This window comes from Brevundimonas sp. EAKA, assembly GCF_000698025.1.
Classification (GTDB): domain Bacteria; phylum Pseudomonadota; class Alphaproteobacteria; order Caulobacterales; family Caulobacteraceae; genus Brevundimonas; species Brevundimonas mediterranea_A.
In genome coordinates, this window is the sequence record NZ_JMQR01000065.1 from 1 (window position 1) to 16,654 (window position 16,654).

Sequence of the window (16,654 nt, forward strand, 5' to 3'; positions counted from 1 at the left end):
GTCTTGCCCCCGACCCGCAGGCCCGGCGCATCGGCGAACCCGCCCGACCCCTTGACCACATTGCTGCGCATCAGCTCCAGAATGGCGCGCGAGGTCTCCTCGGTGACGATCTGGTGCGGCTGGGCCCCGCGCGCGCCGCCGCGACGCAGGGACAGCGGCACCATCCGCCCGCCGTTGGTCAGGGCGCCCATGGCCTGAACCATCTGGGCCGGCGTGATCATGATGCCGTAGCCGAACGACAGCGAGGCCAGGGTCGAACTGTCCCAACGGCGCGGCACGACCGGACGCGCCGATTCCTTCAGCTCGATCCCGGCGGCGTCCAGCAGGCCCAGACGGCGGAAATAGTCGCGCATCGTGTCCGGCCCCATCTGCACCGCCAGCTGCGACGTGCCGATGTTGGACGAGTGCAGATAGACTTCCTCCAGCGTCATCACCCGGTTCTGGGCATGGAAGTCCTTGATCTTGCGGTCGCCGATCTGGAAGGCCTGCGAGGCGTCGAACAGGGTGTTCATGTCGGCGCGACCGGTGTCGAGCCCGGCGGCGACGGTGAAGGTCTTGAACACCGACCCCATCTCATAGTGGCCCGAGACGGCGCGGTTCAGCGTCGCCCCGTCGGGCGCGGCGCCGCGATTGGACTGGCTGAAGTTCGGCCAGCTGGCCATGCCCAGGACCTCGCCGGTCTGGACGTCGGTGACGATGCCGACCGCGCCCTTGGCCTGGTTCTTGACGGCGGCGGCGGCCAGTTCGTTCTCCAGCACGCCCTGAACGCGCAGGTCGATGGACAGGGGGAAGCTCTCGCCCCGCTGACCCGCCGCCCGGATCTCGTCGTTGAACGCCAGTTCGGCGCCCGAGACGCCCTGGCCGCCCGTGTCCGCATCCCCGATCAGATGCACCGCCGAGGTTCCCAGCGGATAGGCGCGGCGGTCTTCCGGCTCGAACGTCACGCCGCCCAGGGCCAGGTCGTGAACCGCCGCCTTCTCCTGGGGCGTCAGGCCGGTCAGCACGATCAGGCGACGATCCCCGTCCAGCACCCTGCGCAGCCGCGCCGCCTGCAATCGCGGCAGGGCGCGGCGCAGCTGACGGAAGGCCAGGTCGCGATCCCAGATCTCGGCCGGGTCCAGATAGAGGCCGTAGTGGACGATATTGGTCGCCAGCAGTTCGCCGTTGCGATCGGTCAGGTCGCCGCGCACCAGGGCGTCGGGATTGGCCCCGGCCCAGCGGCCGCCCGCCTCGCCGAACAGAGCCTTGTACGAGGCGCCGATGGCCAGACCGGCGAAGACGCACGAGAAGACGATCAGGATCAGGAAGATGCGGACCCGCGTGTCCTCTTCGGGCCGCCCATCGGCGCGCGCCCGCTCGAATCCGTGTTCCAGCCGCCAGACCAGCTCCGACAGGCCGCGCCAGAAGGGCGACAGCCGGCCCTGCAGGTCCACGCCCGGCGCAGGACGGTGATAGCGATGGTCCTGAACGCTCATTGCACCGCCTCCGGCGCAGCGGCGGCGACCTCGGCGGGAGCCGCCTGCGCAACGGCGGGCGTGGCCGGCGCCGGGGCGGGCGCAGCCTTCAGCGCAGGAAGCTGGTCTTCCTTGGCCTGGCGATGCACCTCGACCGGGGCCAGGCCGATCTGACGCGACAGGCTTTCCAGCCGCGCCGGCTGCTCCAGCCGGGCGACCTCGGCGCGCAGCAGACGGACCCGCTGGCCGTTCTCGCGGATGTCCTGCTCCAGCTGGGCGATGCGGCTGCTCTCGCGCGCCGCCGCCGCCTTGGCCGCATAGACGGAGACGATCATCACGGCCACCAGGGCCACGCCGATGATCTCGATCCAGCGCACGCCGCGCACCTTCCAGTCGAACAGGCGATGCAGCGCGGTGCGGGAATAGGTGAAGAAGGGCGCCGTGGTCATGCCGCAGCCCTCCCGCCGATCCGGCCCCAGGCCGGCGCCTCGGTGCGGACGGCGGCGCGCAGCTTGGCCGAGCGGGCGCGGGGATTGGTCGAGCGTTCTCCCTCCCCTGCTTCGCGCGCGCCCTTGAACTGAAGCGTGAAACTGGGCTTGCGCGGATCGACGGCGATCGGGGCGTGACGCGATCCGGCCGGCGTATTGCCGGTCCGCTCGGTCAGGAAGGCCTTGACGATCCGGTCCTCCAGCGAATGGAAGGTGACCACCGCCAGGCGGCCGCCGGGCGCCAGGGTGGCCTCGGCCGCCTCCAGCCCGCGCTCCAGCTCGCCCAGTTCGTCGTTCACCGCGATGCGCAGGGCCTGGAACACCCGCGTCGCCGGATGGATCGGCGCGCCGCGACGCCCGCCCAGCGCCTTTTCCACCACCTCGGCCAGGTCCAGCGTGCGGGTGAAGGATTGCTCGACGCGGCGGCGCAGAATGGCGGTGGCGACGCGGCCCGACTGGCGCTCCTCGCCGTACAGTTTGAAGATATGGGCCAGCGGCCCGTGGTCCCAGCTGTTGACGATGTCGGCGGCCGTCTCGCCCTCATCCGACATCCGCATGTCCAGCGGCCCGTCGCGCATGAAGGAAAAACCGCGCTCGGCCTGATCCAGCTGCATCGACGAGACGCCGATGTCGAACACTGCGCCGTCCAGCTTCGCCTTGCCGCTGTCGGCGAAGGCCTGGGCCAGACCCGAGAAGGGGGTCCGCACCAGTTGGAACCGGTCGGGATAGTCGGCGGCGACACCATCGGCGTGCGGCTGAACCGTCGGGTCGCGATCCAGGCCAATCACCTCGGCGCCGGTCGACAGAATAGCGCGGGTATAGCCGCCGGCGCCGAAGGTGGCGTCGATCACGACATCGCCGGGACCGGGCTTCAACGCCTCGATCACCTCGGCCAGCAGGACGGGGGCGTGCGGTGCTTCGGTCACGATCCGCCCCCCGCCAGCTTCATCTGGGCCGCCAGTTTCAGGGCGCCGATCTGGGCCATGCCGGCCTTGGCCAGGGCGCGCTGCTCGGCGCGACGGGCCGCCCACTTCTCGCGCGACCAGATCTGGAACCGGTCGTTCAGGCCGACGATGACGACCGTGTCCTCCAGCCCCGCCTCGGCGCACAGACCTTCCGGCAGGGTGATGCGGCCGCCGGAATCATAGGCCAGGCGCACCTGCTCGCCCATCACCTGCCACTCCAGCGCCGAACGTTCTTCGGAGCCGAACGGCAGGGACTCGATCATCTCGGCGTAGACGGCGAACAGCCGGTCCCCGCCCGCTTCCAGACAGTCGGCCTCGATGGAGGGAAAGATGAACACGCCGCCGGCGGCGCCGTTTTCGGTCGTGCGGAAATCGTTCGGGATCAGGAGACGGCGCTTGCCGTCCAGCTGCTTCTCGTAGGTCGAGAGAAACACGCTCTGCCCAATCGAACCCTTCGGCCCGTCCCTAGATGCCCGACGAACGCCCGACGCGCCCGCCTCTCAGCCCCAAATCATGCGACTGGGATAGCATGGGACGAAATGGGTCTCAATGGGATCGAAGCCAAGATTTAACCATGTTTTGACATGTGACGACTTAGGCACGCTTGAACATACAGAACATACACGGAACACGCCTAGTATTCACAGGCTGTGGGGCGTTCTAACCTTCCCTGACCCGTCAACAGGTTAACGACCGCAAAACTGCGGGAGCGTCGCCAGAACACTGAAATGCGGGGATAATCCGAACCCGGACCAGGCGACGCGCAATGGGGAGGCGCCGGCGTCCCACCCCACTGGCTCAAGAAGGCCGATAGGCCCGAGAAAAACCGGCCTCAAGTAGCGCGAAGCGCGATAGGCCCAAGAAAACCGCCTCAAGTAGCGCGAAGCGCGATAGGCCTTAAAAAATGCCAGACGGCCTGTAAGCCGGGTTTTGTTCCGCCCCGGGCCGAAACCCGGAACGACGACGATCATTCCTCTGGACCGTCCATTGCTGAACGGTTCTCGCGACCTACCCGGACATCTGAGGCGGTGAGCCCCGCGAGGCGAACCCCGCGCGATGTCCCTATTTGGTCTTGCTCCAGGCGGGGCTTGCCATGCCGTCCCTGTTGCCAGGCACGCGGTGGGCTCTTACCCCACCCTTTCACCCTTACCGGTCTCGCGAGGCCGGAGGTTTGCTTTCTGTGGCGCTATCCCTCGGGTCGCCCCGGGCGGAAGTTATCCGCCGCCTTTTCACCGTGGAGCCCGGACTTTCCTCGACGAGATCAAGTCCCGCCGCGACCGCCCAGCCGTCTGGCGGGGGCTAGATGCGCCGCCACGTCGCGCAGGTCAACAACTAGCTGGGCGAGGCCCTGCGCGGCTGATTGACGAGACAGAACCGCCATGGCTGATAAGCCTGTCGGAGGATGGCGGACATGATGAAGTATGGGGCGGCCAACGGGCGCGCGCGGCTGCTGGTGATCTTCGGAGCCGCCTCGCTGGCGGCGGTCGGCGTGGGGGCGTGGGTGTGCGCGGCCAGCGGCGTGCCGACAGGATCCTGGGTGCGAAATCTGGCGGCCTGGATGGTTGGGGGGCTGGCGGCGGCGGGTTTGGCGGCGACGGCGCGGCCTGCGGTCCTGCCTATCGTGCCTTGGCTGGCGGGCGCAGGGCTGGCGACCACCTTCTTCAATCCGGCCCAGGAGGGCGTTCATCGTTGGATCGACGTCGGTCCCCTTCACGTCAATGTCGCCATGGTCGTTTCGCCTGCCGCAGCGGTCGCTCTGGCGATGGCGGCGGACCGCCTGACGGTCTGGATCGCGGCCTTCGTCGCCCTGGCGCTCCTGGTCGCCCAGCCGGACGCGTCCCAGGCCACGGCGATGGCCGGGGTGATCGGGCTGGTCGCCGCCTTTTCGCTGAAGACCCGCGTGATGAAGGCGCTGGCCATCGCGGGCGCCGGTCTGTTGACCACTGTGGCCTGGATGCGGCCCGATCCCCTGCAACCGGTCGCCGAAGTGGAGGAGATCGTCGGGATGGCCTTTCGACTGTCGCCCGTCATCGGCGGCCTGGCGCTGATCGCCCTGATCGGCGTCGTTGCGGTTCCGGCCGCCCTGAGTCCATCCAAATCCGGATCGGCTCTGGCCGGCGCGGCGCTGAGCCTCTGCCTGGCCTTGTGGGCGGTCACGCCGATGTTCGGCGCCTTCCCCGTCCCTCTCGTCGGGATCGGCATGAGCCCCATTCTTGGCGCCTGGCTGGGCGTAGGCCTGCTGGCGGCCCTGCACCGCAGGCCGCCCCCTAGTCCAGCACGCCCGTGACGCTTTCGACGCTGGCCAGTTGCAGCAGGCCGACCAGCCGCGCCCGCGTCTCGCCGTCGGCGACGCCGTCGATGCGGTCGGGGCGCCAGTGGCGCTGGAAGGCGCGGACAGTGGTTTCGGTCTCGGCGTCATAGTCGCCGCCGGGCGTCAGCCCATAGCCCAGCCGGTGCAGGCCGGCGCGCAGGACCACGGCCCCGATCCCCTGGTCGCCCTTCTGCAACAGGCCGCCCAGGGCCTTGATCCGGTCGGCGGCGGGCTCGAACCAGAGGCCGTGGCCCGCCTCGGCCAGGCGTTTCCACGGGAACAGCTCGCCGGGATCGGTCTTGCGCGCCGGCGCCAGGTCGGAATGGGCGATGATGCGGTTGTCGGGAATGGTCCAGCGGTCGCGGATGTCGCCGATCAGGGCGATGACCGCCGCGATCTGGGCCTCGGGAAACAGCCGATAGCCGAACTCATGGCCCGGATTGACGATCTCTATGCCGATGGAGGCGGCGTTGCAGTCGTCCTCGCCGCGCCAGCCCCCCGCCCCGGCATGCCAGGCGCGCCGTTCTTCGGGCACAAGCTGGAAGATCCGGCCGTCCTCCTCGACCAGATAATGGGCCGACACCTTGGCCTCGGGGTCGCGCAGCCGCGCCAGGGCGGCCTCGCCCGTCTCCATGCCGGTATAGTGCAGCACCAGCATGTCGGGCGGCGCCCGACGCGTGTCGAAGTTCGGCGAGGGCGCCGCAATCAGGTCAATCATGGCTTCAGGCCTCAGCGGCCGTGGCGTTCCCAGCCGTAGGCGACCCAAGTCCCGTCCACCTTGTGCGCCTCGATCACGTCGGGATCCCCGGCGCGGCGGCGGGGCCCCAGGTTGCGGCGCGCGCGCATGGCCAGACCGGCCAGGAAGACCAGCACCCCGGCGAACAGGGCGATCACCGCGACGGCGGCGGCGGTGAAGACGGCCAGGACCGCGCCCACGGCCATGGCGGCGACGGCGGCGATCATGCCGGCGATCCACATCACGGAGGCCACGAGGCCGTTGGGCCGGCGGCGAGCGGCGAAGCCGATGGTGGCGAGACGTTCAGGCTGGAACATGGGTCATCCTTTCAGGCGTCCCGAAGAACGCCCATTCCACAATGTCGGTCCATCGGGCCTCGCGGTCAATGGATCCGCCTTCAAGCCTGCGTGCGATGGATCGTCACTGCCGGCCTCAGAACATCGGCTGGTCGGCCAGGACCACCGCGCCCTCGCTGCGCATCCGCTCGCCTTCGATGCGGCGCATCACCGCCTGGGCCTGGGGATCGGCCATGACGCCGCCCAGCATGACCAGGGCCTGGGCCGCCTCGCTCTGGACCCCGAACATCTCGGACAGGGCTTCCCACGGCGACTTCGACTTGGGGAAATGCTTGAAGCGGACCGATTCCCCGGCGGGGATCTTGGCCAGGGCCTTGGCCTTGGCCACCGCCTCGGTCAGGCCGCCCAACTGATCGACCAGGCCCAGCGGCAGGGCCTGGGCCCCCGTCCAGACCCGGCCCTTGGCGATCTCGCGCACGCGGGCCGGCTCCAGCTTGCGGCCCGTGGCCACCCGCGTGATGAAGTCGTCGTAGATCCGGTCCATCGAGCCGGCGAAGGCGGCGCGCTGGCTGTTGGTGAAGGACTGGGTCGGCGAGAAGGCGTCGGCGTAGGGACCGCCGACCGTCAGTTCACGCATGTCCACGCCGAACCGGCCCAGGGCGTCGGCGATCACGAACTTGCCGCCGAACACGCCGATCGAGCCGGTCAGGGTCGAGGGCTGGGCCACGATCCAGTCGGCTTCCGAACTGATCCAGTAGCCGCCCGAGGCCGCATAGGCGCCCATGGACACCACCACCGGCTTGCCGGCGGCCTTGGCCGCGCGCACGGCGGCCAGGATCTGTTCCGAGGCTTCGGGCGATCCGCCCGGCGAAGAGACGCGGAAGACGATGGCCTTCACGCCCTTGTCCTCGATGGCGTCATAGATGGCCTCGGCCGTGTCGTCCGAATGGATCGAAGAGCCGCCGCCGAAGCCGCCGCCGTCGCTGCGTCCGGTCACGATGGCGCCCTCGCCGCCGACGATGGCGATGGCGATGGCGTTCTTGCCCGAGCCGGTCCGCTCGCCCTTGTCCGACGTGTACTGGTCGAACTCGACGATTTCGGCGCCCTTGCCGGCGCGGCGCTTGATCTCGGCCTCGGCCTCCTCGACCTGGCCGATCTTGTCGATCAACTTGTTCGCCAGGGCCTGTTCGGCCGAATAGGGGCCGGCCTCGATCACGGTCTTCAGCGCCGCCGGCGTCGTCTTGCGGTCCTGGGCCGCATTGGCCAGGGCGCTGTCATAGAGGGAGGTCATCCAGGCGGTCATGGCCTCGCGGTGCGGGCCGGTATAGTCGCTCTGGGTGTATTCGTTGACGGCGTTCTTGTACTCGTAGCGCTGCTCGAAATCGGCGCGCACCCCGTATTTCTCGAACGCCCGCCCCAGGAAGACGCTGTCGGCCGAGAAGCCCGTCGCCTGGAAGCCGGCCGTGTTCTGCATCCACAGTTCCGAGGCCGAGGCCCCGACCATATAGGTGGACATCACCGCCCCCATGGGCGCGAAGCCCTGGCTGTGGGCGATGACCGGCTTGCCCGAGGCGCGGAAGCGGCGGACCGCCTGGCGCAGTTCGTCCGCCGTCGCCGGGGTCATGCCGCTTTCCGGCAGGCGGATCAGCAGGGCCTTGACGCTCTTGTCCTCCTCGGCCTGGGCCAGGCCGTCCACCACCTGGGTCACCGACAGGCCGGACCCGCCGAAGGCCGCGAACGGGTTGGTCGAGGGCTGGTCGCTGACGCCCTCGCGCAGGTCCAGCTCCAGCACCGAGGTCGCGGGCGCCGTCGGCTTGGACGAGCCGGCGATCGCCACGGTCAGCAGCACCACCGGAATGACGACGACGAACAGGATCAGTCCGGTGAAGACACCCAGGACCGTCAGGAAGAATTGCTTCATGGGAGAAGGCGCGCTCGCAAGGGGCCGAAAATGGCTCGGCTTCACCATAGCCTCGGAACGGTCACCGTCAAATGAACGTCCCGCAACGTAGGCGCGTCGGATCGCCCCGGATCCACCATGTTGCGGCGCCGCGTGACGATTGATGCGCGTCCCGGAAATCCCTATATGAGCCGCAAGCGAGCGGGGGCCTGTCGCCCGCGCCATAGACCGGAGACCGCCCCATGCTGGTCACCCTGATGAAATCCAAGCTGCACCGCGCCACGGTGACCCAGGCCGACCTCGATTACGAAGGCTCGATCGCCATCGACATGGACCTGCTGGACGCGGCGGGCATCTTTCCGCACGAACAGGTCGATGTGCTGAACATCACCAACGGCGCGCGGTTCACCACCTACGCCATCGAGGCGCCGCGCGGCTCCCGGGTCATCGGCGTCAACGGCGCCGCCGCCCGCCTGGTCCAGAAGAACGACAAGGTGATCGTCGTCACCTACGGCCAGCTGCCCCAGGAAGAAGCCCGCCAGTGGACGCCGAACGTCGTGCTGCTGGACGACGCCAACGAGATCAAGCGCGCCGGCTGACGCCCGCCCCTTTCCCACCAGGGAAACAATCGACCCTCACGCCGAATGCAACAAGGCCCGCCGTCGCCGGCGGGCCTTTCTTCATTCCGAACCGCGGATCAGCGGGCGATGTCGTAGACGCCGGTGATGTCGATCCGGACCGTCAGTTCGCCGGCGGCGACCGGGGTGCTGTCGCGGCTTTCCATCGCCATGGCGCGCACGGCGAACAGCTGCGGCGGCGCGGGCGAATAGCCGCCGCCTTCGCTCAGGTTGCGGATGCCGGCCAGCTGGACGTTCAGGGCCTGGGCGTACAGCTGCGCCTTGGCCTGCAGGGCGCGCACGGCCAGCTGACGCGCGCGATCCTCGGCCGCGCTCGGATCCTTCAGGCCGAAGCTGATGCCGTCGATCTGGTTGACCCCGGCGGCGACGACGGCGTCGGCGGTGGTTCCGACCTTGCTCAGGTCGTTGATCGTCACCGTCACCCGGTTCACGGCCTGATAGCCGCGCAGCTTGGGCGGTTCGTTCTGCACATAGTCATATTGCGCCGACAGGTTCAGGCCCGAGGTCTGGACGTCGCGCTCGGCGATCCCGGCGCGGCGCAGGGCGGCCATGACCTGGGTCATCCGGGTCGCATTGTCGCGCATGGCCTCCTGGGCCGTCGCCGCCTCGGTCTGGACGCCGAAGCTGATGGTGGCCATGTCCGGCGCGGCCTTGACCTCGCCATAGGCCGACAGGTTCAGCGACGGGGCCGGCTGCATCATCTGGATCGCGCCCGGCTGCAGGGTCTGGGCCATCGTCGGCGCGGCCGCGCCCAGGGCGACAGCGGCCGTCAGGGCCCCGCCCAGCATCAGGGTTTTGAACGCGCGTTTCATGCAGAAGTCTCCGTAGAACGATCCCGACCGACGGGTTCGTCGATCCATGGCCGCAACCTTGGCCTTTTACACCTGAACCAACGTCCGCGCCTCCCCGTCGGTTTCCGTTCATCTTGATGAATTCGCCGAAAACCGTCCGACGACCCCGCGCCCCTTGGCAAGCCGCGCCAACCCCTGCTAGGCGGTTCCTCCCGCCGCACCGCGCGCCAGGACCGCCGGTCCCGTCGCGTCCTGGGGGCCTGTAGCTCAATGGTTAGAGCCGACCGCTCATAACGGTCTGGTTGGGGGTTCGAGTCCCTCCGGGCCTACCAACTCTGTGTCGAGACCACTTAAGAGGTGGGTCAAATTCGGTTAAGAGCGGCTCAGCGACTGGAGTCATCGGCCATGCACCGGCTGGCTGTCCGCGCCTGACTCTAAGGGACATCGAGAAAGTCCGCTTTCGGCGAACAGGGCTCATTCGGAAGGCAAAGTCGCTTGCGAAGGCTCAGCTGAGCCATTGCGAGGCCAGGTCCGTGCGGCTCCGAACGAGCCCCGGCCGCTGCCGATAGTCGCAACGGCGAGGTCGTGTCCGGACAGCCGTCACGCCAGCTGCTAATCTCGCGTCCGCAGCCTAGAGCGCCTAGGGCTGCGCGATGCGCCAAGCGCCGTTGAGGACGCCGTCGCCGGTGATGTCGCCCGGCTTGGCGTCCTTGGTCCAGGTGTAGAGGGGGCGGCCCTGGTAGGCCCATTGACGGGAGCCGTCGTCCCGGATGACGACGGTATAGCTTCCGCTCGCTTGCGCATCCGCATCGGCGGCGAAGGGCGGCCAGTTTGCGGCGCAGGGTCCATTGCAGACCGATTTGCCGTCGCTGTCCTTATCGAACGTATAGAGGGTCATGCCCTGCGCGTTCGTGAGCGCGGGACCTTTTGCGGTTTCCCCCGTTCTGGCCGGATCAGCGGCCAGCGCGGCGGTGGATACGGACAGCGCGAGCACGGTTGCGATGATGGCGCGGGTTATCACAGGTCAACTCCTTCTGTGGGCTGGACCTGCAATAGACAGCCGACGCACGGCGATTATTCCCGACCCCCTGATTAAATCTCGCGCGGACGGGTCGACAGAGGTTTGAGAGCTGCCGGGAAATCCCCTTCCGCCGGCTGTTCACCTCCATGGCGAGACCCGGCGTGGAGCTCCACAAGCGCTCGCACCCGACGTCAGCCCAACCGTCCGCCCCCCTTTCAGCTCAAGCCGCAGGGCGGCGGCAAGGGTTCCGCTTGAGGCGACGCCGCCTCCCCGCCCCCATCGGCCTCAGCTCTGGTCCAGGTCGTCGACGTCCTCATCCTTCGCGGTGGTCGGGACCGGTGTGCGGGGGTCGGCGCTGAGGGGGCCCTGGGGCAGGTCGCCTTCGGGCTGGCGGCTGGCCGACGGGCCTTCCTGCAGCCGCTGCGTCATGGGGTCGGGCCCGATCTGGCCGCCCGGCCCGATTCCGCCGGCGCGCAGCCGCAGCTCCTCGGGCGGGGTGTTCAGCGATCGGCCCCGGGCGACGCCCTGGGGCAGGGCGTCCTAGGCCTGTTGCTCGCGGTTGCGGTCGGTCATGGTCTATCTCCTGGGTTTCAGGAAATAAGACCCGCGCGCCGCCGATGTTCCCGCACCGCGGCGGCGGCTCAGCCCTCGGTCCAGCGCTCCACGTCGGGCTGGAGCCCGATCTGGGCCAGGCCGGCGGCGATGGATTCGAACTCGCCGCCGGTCTCGATCCGCGATGCGCCGAAGCGACGGTGGAACAGGGCGCGCACGGCCGGGGTCAGGGAGGTGCCGCCGGTCAGGAAGACCCGGTCGATACCCTCCAGCGGCAGGCCCGAGGCGTGGAGCGCCTCGTCCAGGGCGGTCTCGATGGCGGTCAGCTCCGGCGCGATCCAGGCCTCGAACTGGGCGCGGGCGACCGGGGCCTCGATCCGCACCCCGCCGGCGACGAACGAGAACTGGGCCGTCTCGGCGCGCGACAGATCCTGTTTCAGGGTCGAGACGGCGCGGTACAGGGCGTGGCCGTGGTTGTCGTCCAGCACCTCGATCAGCCGCTCGATCTTCTCGGGCTCCAGCGAGGTCGAGGCCAGGCCCCGGATGTCGCGCATGTCGCGCGAGGCCCGCAGCAGGGCCAGTTGGTCCCAGCGGGCGAAGGCGGAATAATAGCGCTGGGGCGCCGGCAGGGTCTTGCCCAGGCTGGTGTAGAAACTGCCCTTGCCCAGTTCCGGCGACACTAGATTGTCGATGATCCGATAGTCGAAGGCGTCGCCCGCCACCCCCACGCCCGACCGGGCCAGGGGCGTGGACTTCAGCCCGTCGGGCGTGTGTTCGAAACGGATGATGGAAAAGTCGCTGGTGCCCCCGCCGAAGTCGGCGACCAGCACCGTCGCATCCTGTTTCAGGGTCCGCGCGAAATAGAAGGCGGCGCCGACCGGCTCATAGGCGTAGCGGACGTCCTCGAACCCCAGCCGCTTGAACGCCGTCTCATAACGCTCCAGGGCCAGGGCCTCGTCCGGCCGCCCGCCGGCGAAGGTGACGGGCCGCCCCACGATGACGCGCGGCGGCAGGTCGGCCATGGCGGCGCCCGCATGGTGACGCAGCTTCAGCAGGAAGGCGGAGAGCAGGTCCTCGAACGTATAGCGGCGATCGTGGATGCGGGTCTCGGTGAAGGCGGCGCTGGCGGCGAAGGTCTTGAACGACTGGATGAATCGGGTGTCGTGCGGATCCTCGACATAGGCCTCGATGGCCCAGGGGCCGGCCTCGACGATCCGTTCCGGCCGCCCCTCGCCCTCGGCGGCGTGGAACTGGAAGCTCAGGGCCGAGCGGAAGGTGGCGGTCTCGCCGCCCTCGATCGCGAACTGCACCAGGACGGCGCCCGTCTTCGGATCGGCCAGGGCGACGACGGAATTGGTCGTGCCGAAATCTATGCCGATCGTCAGCGGCTGTGGCGTGGTCATGACCCGGCTCCTCGAAGGGCGGGCTTCCTACAGCGTCCGGGCGCAATAGGAAACGCCGGATCGGCGCTTTACCGGCGGTTCGTCGCCTCGGCGTGTCGCGCCAGCAAGGCTTCGGCCTGGTCCAGGTGCAGGCGTTCGACCATGGCGCCCCCGACCCGGATCGCGCCGCGTCCCTCGGCCTCCGGCGCGGCGAAGGCCCCGACAATGTCGCGCGCCCGGGCGACCTCCGCCTCGGACGGCGAGAAGGCGGCGTTGGCGGCCGCGATCTGCGACGGATGGATCAGGCTCTTGCCGTCGAACCCGTACAGCCGCCCCTGCGCCGCCTCGGCCGCCAGTCCGTCCGCATCCTCGATCCGGTTGAACACCCCGTCGATGGCCAGCAGTCCCTGCGCCCGCGCCGCGACCACCAGGGCCGCCAGCCAGGGCTTGAACGGTTCGCGGTCCGGCGACGCCCCGGTCCCCAGCGCCTTGGCCAGGTCGTTGACCCCCAGCATCAGCCCGTCCAGCCGCCCGCCGGCCGCCGCAATGTCGTTCAACGCGATCAGCCCGCGCGGCGTCTCGATCATGGCCCACAGCGCCGCCCCCGGCGCACGGGCCGAGATCGCATGGACCGTCTCGACCGTCTCCACCTTGGGCGCGACGATCAGGCCGGCGCCCGCCTCCGCCAGGGCGTTCAGATCGTCTTCGCCCCAGTCGGTGTCCAGCGCGTTGATCCGCACCCCCAGCTTCGGCCCAAAACCTCCGGCGCGAACCGCCGCCACCGCCGCCGCCCGCGCCTCGGCCTTGGCCTCGGGCGCCACCGCGTCCTCCAGGTCCAGAATCGCCACATCGCAGTCCAGCGTCCGCGCCTTCTCCACCGCCCGCGCGTTCGACGCCGGCAGATACAGCACGCTGCGGACCAGCTCGCCCCGCATCAGACCCGCCCGGTCACCGGCACCAGGGCGCCGGTCATGGCCCGGCTCTCGGGCGAGGCCAGGAACAGGATCACCGCCGCCAGATCGGCCGGCGCCACCCAGGTCGCCGGATCGGCGTCCGGCATGTCCTTGCGATTGGCCGGGGTGTCGATGATCGAGGGCAGGACCGCGTTAACCGTCACCGCCGTCGTCTTCAGCTCCTCCGCCAGGGCCTGGGTCAGGGCGTGAACCCCCAGCTTGGCCGCCCCATAGGCCCCCATGCCCGCGCCGGGCTTCAGCGCCGCGGCCGAGCCGACATTGACGATCCGCCCGTCCGAGGCCGCCTTCAGATACGGCAGGGCCGCGCGGCTGGCGTTCAGGGCGGTGGTCAGGTTCAGCGCCTGCATCCGGTCCCAGGCCGGCGCCGCGTCGTCCGTCGTCTGCCACACGAAGCCGCCGGCGATATTGGCCAGCACGTCCAGCCGCCCGAACCGGCTGATCACCGAGGCCACGGCCCCCTCGGCCTGGGCCGGGTCGTTCAGGTCCACCCCGCCGATCTCCAGCACCCCGGCCGGGACCGGATGGCCCTCGGCGTGGTCGATGACGGCGACCGCCAGCCCCGCCGCCCGCGCGGCCTCCAGCACGGCCCGGCCCAGCACCCCGTGCCCGCCGGTGATCACCATCACCCGTTGCGTCATCTCGTCCTCCATCCCTTCCCCCTCTTGTTCTTCAGCTCAGCCGGCGGCGAAGACCCTGGCCATCAGCCGCTCCAGCCCCGCCTGGTCCACGGCGTCGAAGGCGGCCGGCGTCGTCGCGTCCACGTCGAACACGGCGATCAGATCGCCCTTGGCGTCCAGCACCGGCACGACGATCTCGCTGGCCGACCGGCTGTCGCAGGCGATATGGCCGGGGAAGGCGTGGACGTCCTCGACGATCTGGGTCTGGCGCGTCGCCGCCGCCGTCCCGCACACCCCGCGCCCGAAGGCGATCCGCAGGCAGCCCAGCGTCCCCTGATACGGCCCGACCACCAGTTCATCCGCCTTGTCCGGCGCCACCACGTAGAAGCCCGTCCAGAAGAAGTCGTCGAAGGCGTCGGCCAGCATCGAGGCGACCGTGGCCATCCGCGCCGTCAGATTGGGCTCCCCCTCCAGCACGGCCAGCACCTCGGCCTCGACCTCGGCGTAACGGTCAGCCTTGTCGGCGGGGCGGTCGTCGCGGGCGACGTAGGACATGGGCGGCTCCTTCGATTCGCAGCCGATATAGGGGGCGGTCGTCTCCGACGCGAGCTTTCGTCTCAGGACCGAATTTTCTAAGCATCGGAAATCAAACAACAAGGTTCTCCGGCCTGAAAATAGGGGCTTGCTGCCGCACAGCTTTGTCGCAAAACAGCGTTAACCATGATGAACGATCGGACCTGTCGGCGCACGTGGGCGTCGTCCTGCGTCATGGCGTACACAGGATTACCGGGGGCGACAGCGACTGATGAAGGAGCACGACAAAACGGCGCACGACCCCTTCCGTCTCCAGCGGCATCGCACGCCCCTGGCCGGCGGCGCCCTGGCGATCGTGGTCCTTCTGATCGCCGTTCTGCTCCTGGCCAGTTGCGGCGACGGCCGGCCGGGCTTCTGGCGTCGGGGCGGCCAGAATGACGCCGCCCTCTCCTGCCCCCGCCCCGCCTCGGTGACGGGGTCCGAGTTCAACGCCCAGGAGGCCGGTCTGCGGGCCCTGCGCCGCGCCGCCTTCCGCGGCGACGTCTTCGCCCAGCTGGAGCTGGGTTCGCGCTACGCCGCCGTCCGCGCCACCGACAAGAATATCGAGGACCCGATCGAAAGCGCGGTCTGGTACGCCATGGCCCTGGCCAATGACGAGGGCTACGCCCCGATCAACCGGGTCGAACGCAAAAGGGGCGGACTGTTCGGCGGCGGCTGGCGCCCGCTGTCGCGCTACGACGACTGCCGCGCCTTCGAACGCCACCGCGCCTATCAGGTGCTGGACCGCCAGCTGTCGCGCATGAGCCGCGAGGAGCAGGAGGCGGTGCGCGACCGGGTCATCTACGTCCTCTCGACCCAGGACGCCGAGGGCTATCGCACCCTGGCCCGGCTGCATGACGGTCTGTACGGCCCGTTCGGCGAGCCCGAGGACAATCCCGAGGCGCGCGAGGCCCTGGGCCGCGCGCCCGACGGCCAGGGCCTCGGCCAGAAGCGTCCCCGCGGCGGCTATTGGGCGGCGATCAACCTGTTCCAGCGCAACGACGTCGACGCCTATCTGTACAACTATCTGGCGGTCCAGACCGGCGACGTCGGCGCCTATGTGCTGATGAAGGACTTCGAACGCTCCTCGCCCGGCCGCGCCCAGTACGCCGGCTTCGTCGAGGCCAAGGCGCGCCAGTGGACGCCGCCGTTCGAATTCTACCCGCTGGAGGCGCCGGCCTCGGGCGTCCCCTTCTCGGACGAGAGCCGGCCGCGCGGCGACGCCTATGAATACGCCCTGTCGCGGCTTCAGGGCGAACTGCCCTTCATCCATGTGGGCCGCGCCCTGCGCTATCTGGGCGTGACCCCCGAGGCCGTCACCGCGCCCGAGCAACTGTCCCGTCAGCAGATCGAGGCCTTCGAGGCCATGATCGGCCATGCGACCGAAAGCCGGCTGTCCCCGGTCGAACGGGTCCGCGCCATCCAGCTGGCCGCCGTCAACGGCTCGTCCGAGGCCCAGCTGGTGCTGGCGGTCATGTACGCCGAGGGGATCGGCCTGCCGGCCGACTACGCCCGGTCGTTCAAGTGGTTCGAAGAGGCGGCCCGCCAGGGCAGCCCCGAGGCCAAGTTCGCCATGTCCACCTATTTCGCCCTCGGCGTCGCCGGGGTGGCGGATCAGGACAAGGCCGACGCCGTCGCCTACCGCATCGAATCCGCGCTGTCGGGCTTCGGCCCCTCGGCCTCGCGCCTGCAGGCCCTGCTGTCCCAGGTGTCCCGCGCCCAACAACAGCGCCGTTAACAGGGAGGGTCTGGTCGCATGAACATCCGCTCGCTCGCGAAAGTCTCGCTCCTCGCGGCCTTCGCCCTATCCACCCTGGCGGCCCTGCCCGACCCGGTTCAGGCTCAGGTCGCCGCCAAGGTCGAGGCCCAGACCCGGCCCAACTTCGGCGTCCTGCTGGACCCGCCGACCCGCAGCCGCCCGCGCGCCCATCGCCGCTACGACTACGGCCGTTATCG

At 69.4% G+C, this 16,654-nt stretch carries 18 protein-coding genes, 1 tRNA gene, 1 other RNA gene and 1 pseudogene; 6 read left to right on the forward strand and 15 right to left on the reverse strand.

The features are described 5' to 3' along the window. The 4 genes from ER13_RS10505 to ER13_RS19315 form a co-directional block, all read right to left on the reverse strand. A partial coding sequence (locus ER13_RS10505; protein WP_035309062.1) for a penicillin-binding protein 2 occupies positions 1–1,475 on the reverse strand: 1,475 nt, incomplete at its 3' end. Next, the gene (locus ER13_RS10510) at positions 1,472–1,903 is read right to left on the reverse strand and encodes a cell division protein (protein ID WP_050771666.1); all 432 of its coding nucleotides are present in this window, start codon (positions 1,901–1,903) and stop codon (positions 1,472–1,474) included. The genes ER13_RS10505 and ER13_RS10510, both read right to left, overlap by 4 nt. Continuing rightward, complete coding sequence (gene rsmH, locus ER13_RS10515) at positions 1,900–2,868, reverse strand: 16S rRNA (cytosine(1402)-N(4))-methyltransferase RsmH (protein WP_035309065.1); 969 nt, start codon at positions 2,866–2,868, stop codon at positions 1,900–1,902. The genes ER13_RS10510 and rsmH overlap by 4 nt, the downstream gene beginning before the upstream one ends. Then, positions 2,865–3,113: a division/cell wall cluster transcriptional repressor MraZ gene (locus tag ER13_RS19315; protein ID WP_353738811.1), complete on the reverse strand. Its 249-nt coding sequence runs from the start codon at positions 3,111–3,113 to the stop codon at positions 2,865–2,867. The genes rsmH and ER13_RS19315 overlap by 4 nt, the downstream gene beginning before the upstream one ends. Between ER13_RS19315 and ER13_RS19320 the strand changes: the two genes are divergently transcribed. Continuing rightward, positions 3,112–3,180 (forward strand): hypothetical protein, encoded by a 69-nt coding sequence (locus ER13_RS19320; RefSeq protein ID WP_353738812.1) that lies wholly within the window; start codon positions 3,112–3,114, stop codon positions 3,178–3,180. The genes ER13_RS19315 and ER13_RS19320 overlap by 2 nt on opposite strands. A 630-nt stretch (positions 3,181–3,810) precedes the next feature. On the opposite strand, the gene rnpB is transcribed toward ER13_RS19320, so the two are convergent. After that, positions 3,811–4,200: RNase P RNA component class A (gene rnpB, locus ER13_RS17730), an RNA gene on the reverse strand. 118 nt (positions 4,201–4,318) lie between these two features. On the opposite strand from rnpB, the gene ER13_RS10525 reads away from it, so the two are divergent. Then, positions 4,319–5,194: a hypothetical protein gene (locus ER13_RS10525; protein ID WP_230307517.1), complete on the forward strand. Its 876-nt coding sequence runs from the start codon at positions 4,319–4,321 to the stop codon at positions 5,192–5,194. Here the strand turns inward: ER13_RS10525 and ER13_RS10530 are convergent. From ER13_RS10530 to sppA, 3 genes are all read right to left on the reverse strand, one after another. After that, positions 5,175–5,936 (reverse strand): N-acetylmuramoyl-L-alanine amidase, encoded by a 762-nt coding sequence (locus ER13_RS10530; protein ID WP_008262983.1) that lies wholly within the window; start codon positions 5,934–5,936, stop codon positions 5,175–5,177. The genes ER13_RS10525 and ER13_RS10530 overlap by 20 nt on opposite strands. Before the next feature lie 11 nt (positions 5,937–5,947). Then, a complete protein-coding gene (locus tag ER13_RS10535) occupies positions 5,948–6,271 on the reverse strand; it encodes a hypothetical protein (RefSeq protein ID WP_035309067.1) in 324 nt (107 codons plus the stop codon). 115 nt (positions 6,272–6,386) lie between these two features. Next, complete coding sequence (sppA, locus tag ER13_RS10540) at positions 6,387–8,171, reverse strand: signal peptide peptidase SppA (protein WP_035309069.1); 1,785 nt, start codon at positions 8,169–8,171, stop codon at positions 6,387–6,389. Positions 8,172–8,392: 221 nt separating this feature from the next. Here sppA and panD point away from each other — a divergent pair, with 221 nt between their 5' ends. Further along, a complete protein-coding gene (gene panD, locus ER13_RS10545; protein WP_008263195.1) occupies positions 8,393–8,749 on the forward strand; it encodes an aspartate 1-decarboxylase in 357 nt (118 codons plus the stop codon). A 98-nt stretch (positions 8,750–8,847) separates the two neighbouring features. Here panD and ER13_RS10550 read toward each other — a convergent pair whose 3' ends face one another. Then, on the reverse strand, positions 8,848–9,600 hold the full coding sequence (locus tag ER13_RS10550; protein WP_035309072.1) for an SIMPL domain-containing protein: 753 nt from the start codon (positions 9,598–9,600) through the stop codon (positions 8,848–8,850). A 235-nt stretch (positions 9,601–9,835) separates the two neighbouring features. On the opposite strand from ER13_RS10550, the gene ER13_RS10555 reads away from it, so the two are divergent. Beyond that, a tRNA-Ile gene (locus tag ER13_RS10555) sits at positions 9,836–9,911 on the forward strand. A gap of 308 nt (positions 9,912–10,219) precedes the next feature. On the opposite strand, the gene ER13_RS10560 is transcribed toward ER13_RS10555, so the two are convergent. From ER13_RS10560 to ER13_RS10580, 6 genes are all read right to left on the reverse strand, one after another. After that, a complete protein-coding gene (locus tag ER13_RS10560; protein ID WP_231492527.1) occupies positions 10,220–10,600 on the reverse strand; it encodes a hypothetical protein in 381 nt (126 codons plus the stop codon). 285 nt (positions 10,601–10,885) lie between these two features. Beyond that, a complete protein-coding gene (locus ER13_RS18430; RefSeq protein WP_155988138.1) occupies positions 10,886–11,029 on the reverse strand; it encodes a hypothetical protein in 144 nt (47 codons plus the stop codon). A 212-nt stretch (positions 11,030–11,241) separates the two neighbouring features. Further along, positions 11,242–12,555 (reverse strand): Hsp70 family protein, encoded by a 1,314-nt coding sequence (locus ER13_RS10565; protein ID WP_035309074.1) that lies wholly within the window; start codon positions 12,553–12,555, stop codon positions 11,242–11,244. A gap of 68 nt (positions 12,556–12,623) precedes the next feature. Beyond that, positions 12,624–13,469, reverse strand: coding sequence for a CoA ester lyase (locus ER13_RS10570; protein WP_035309076.1), 846 nt, complete (start codon positions 13,467–13,469; stop codon positions 12,624–12,626). Further along, a complete protein-coding gene (locus tag ER13_RS10575; RefSeq protein ID WP_035309087.1) occupies positions 13,469–14,146 on the reverse strand; it encodes an SDR family NAD(P)-dependent oxidoreductase in 678 nt (225 codons plus the stop codon). Before ER13_RS10575 ends, ER13_RS10570 begins: the two co-directional genes overlap by 1 nt. Before the next feature lie 36 nt (positions 14,147–14,182). Continuing rightward, complete coding sequence (locus ER13_RS10580; RefSeq protein ID WP_035309078.1) at positions 14,183–14,680, reverse strand: GAF domain-containing protein; 498 nt, start codon at positions 14,678–14,680, stop codon at positions 14,183–14,185. A 250-nt stretch (positions 14,681–14,930) separates the two neighbouring features. Between ER13_RS10580 and ER13_RS10585 the strand changes: the two genes are divergently transcribed. Both ER13_RS10585 and ER13_RS10590 read left to right on the forward strand, forming a co-directional pair. Further along, a complete protein-coding gene (locus ER13_RS10585) occupies positions 14,931–16,436 on the forward strand; it encodes a tetratricopeptide repeat protein (protein ID WP_035309079.1) in 1,506 nt (501 codons plus the stop codon). Between the two features lie 18 nt (positions 16,437–16,454). Further along, positions 16,455–16,654, forward strand: a pseudogene (locus ER13_RS10590) (hypothetical protein); the annotation flags it as partial.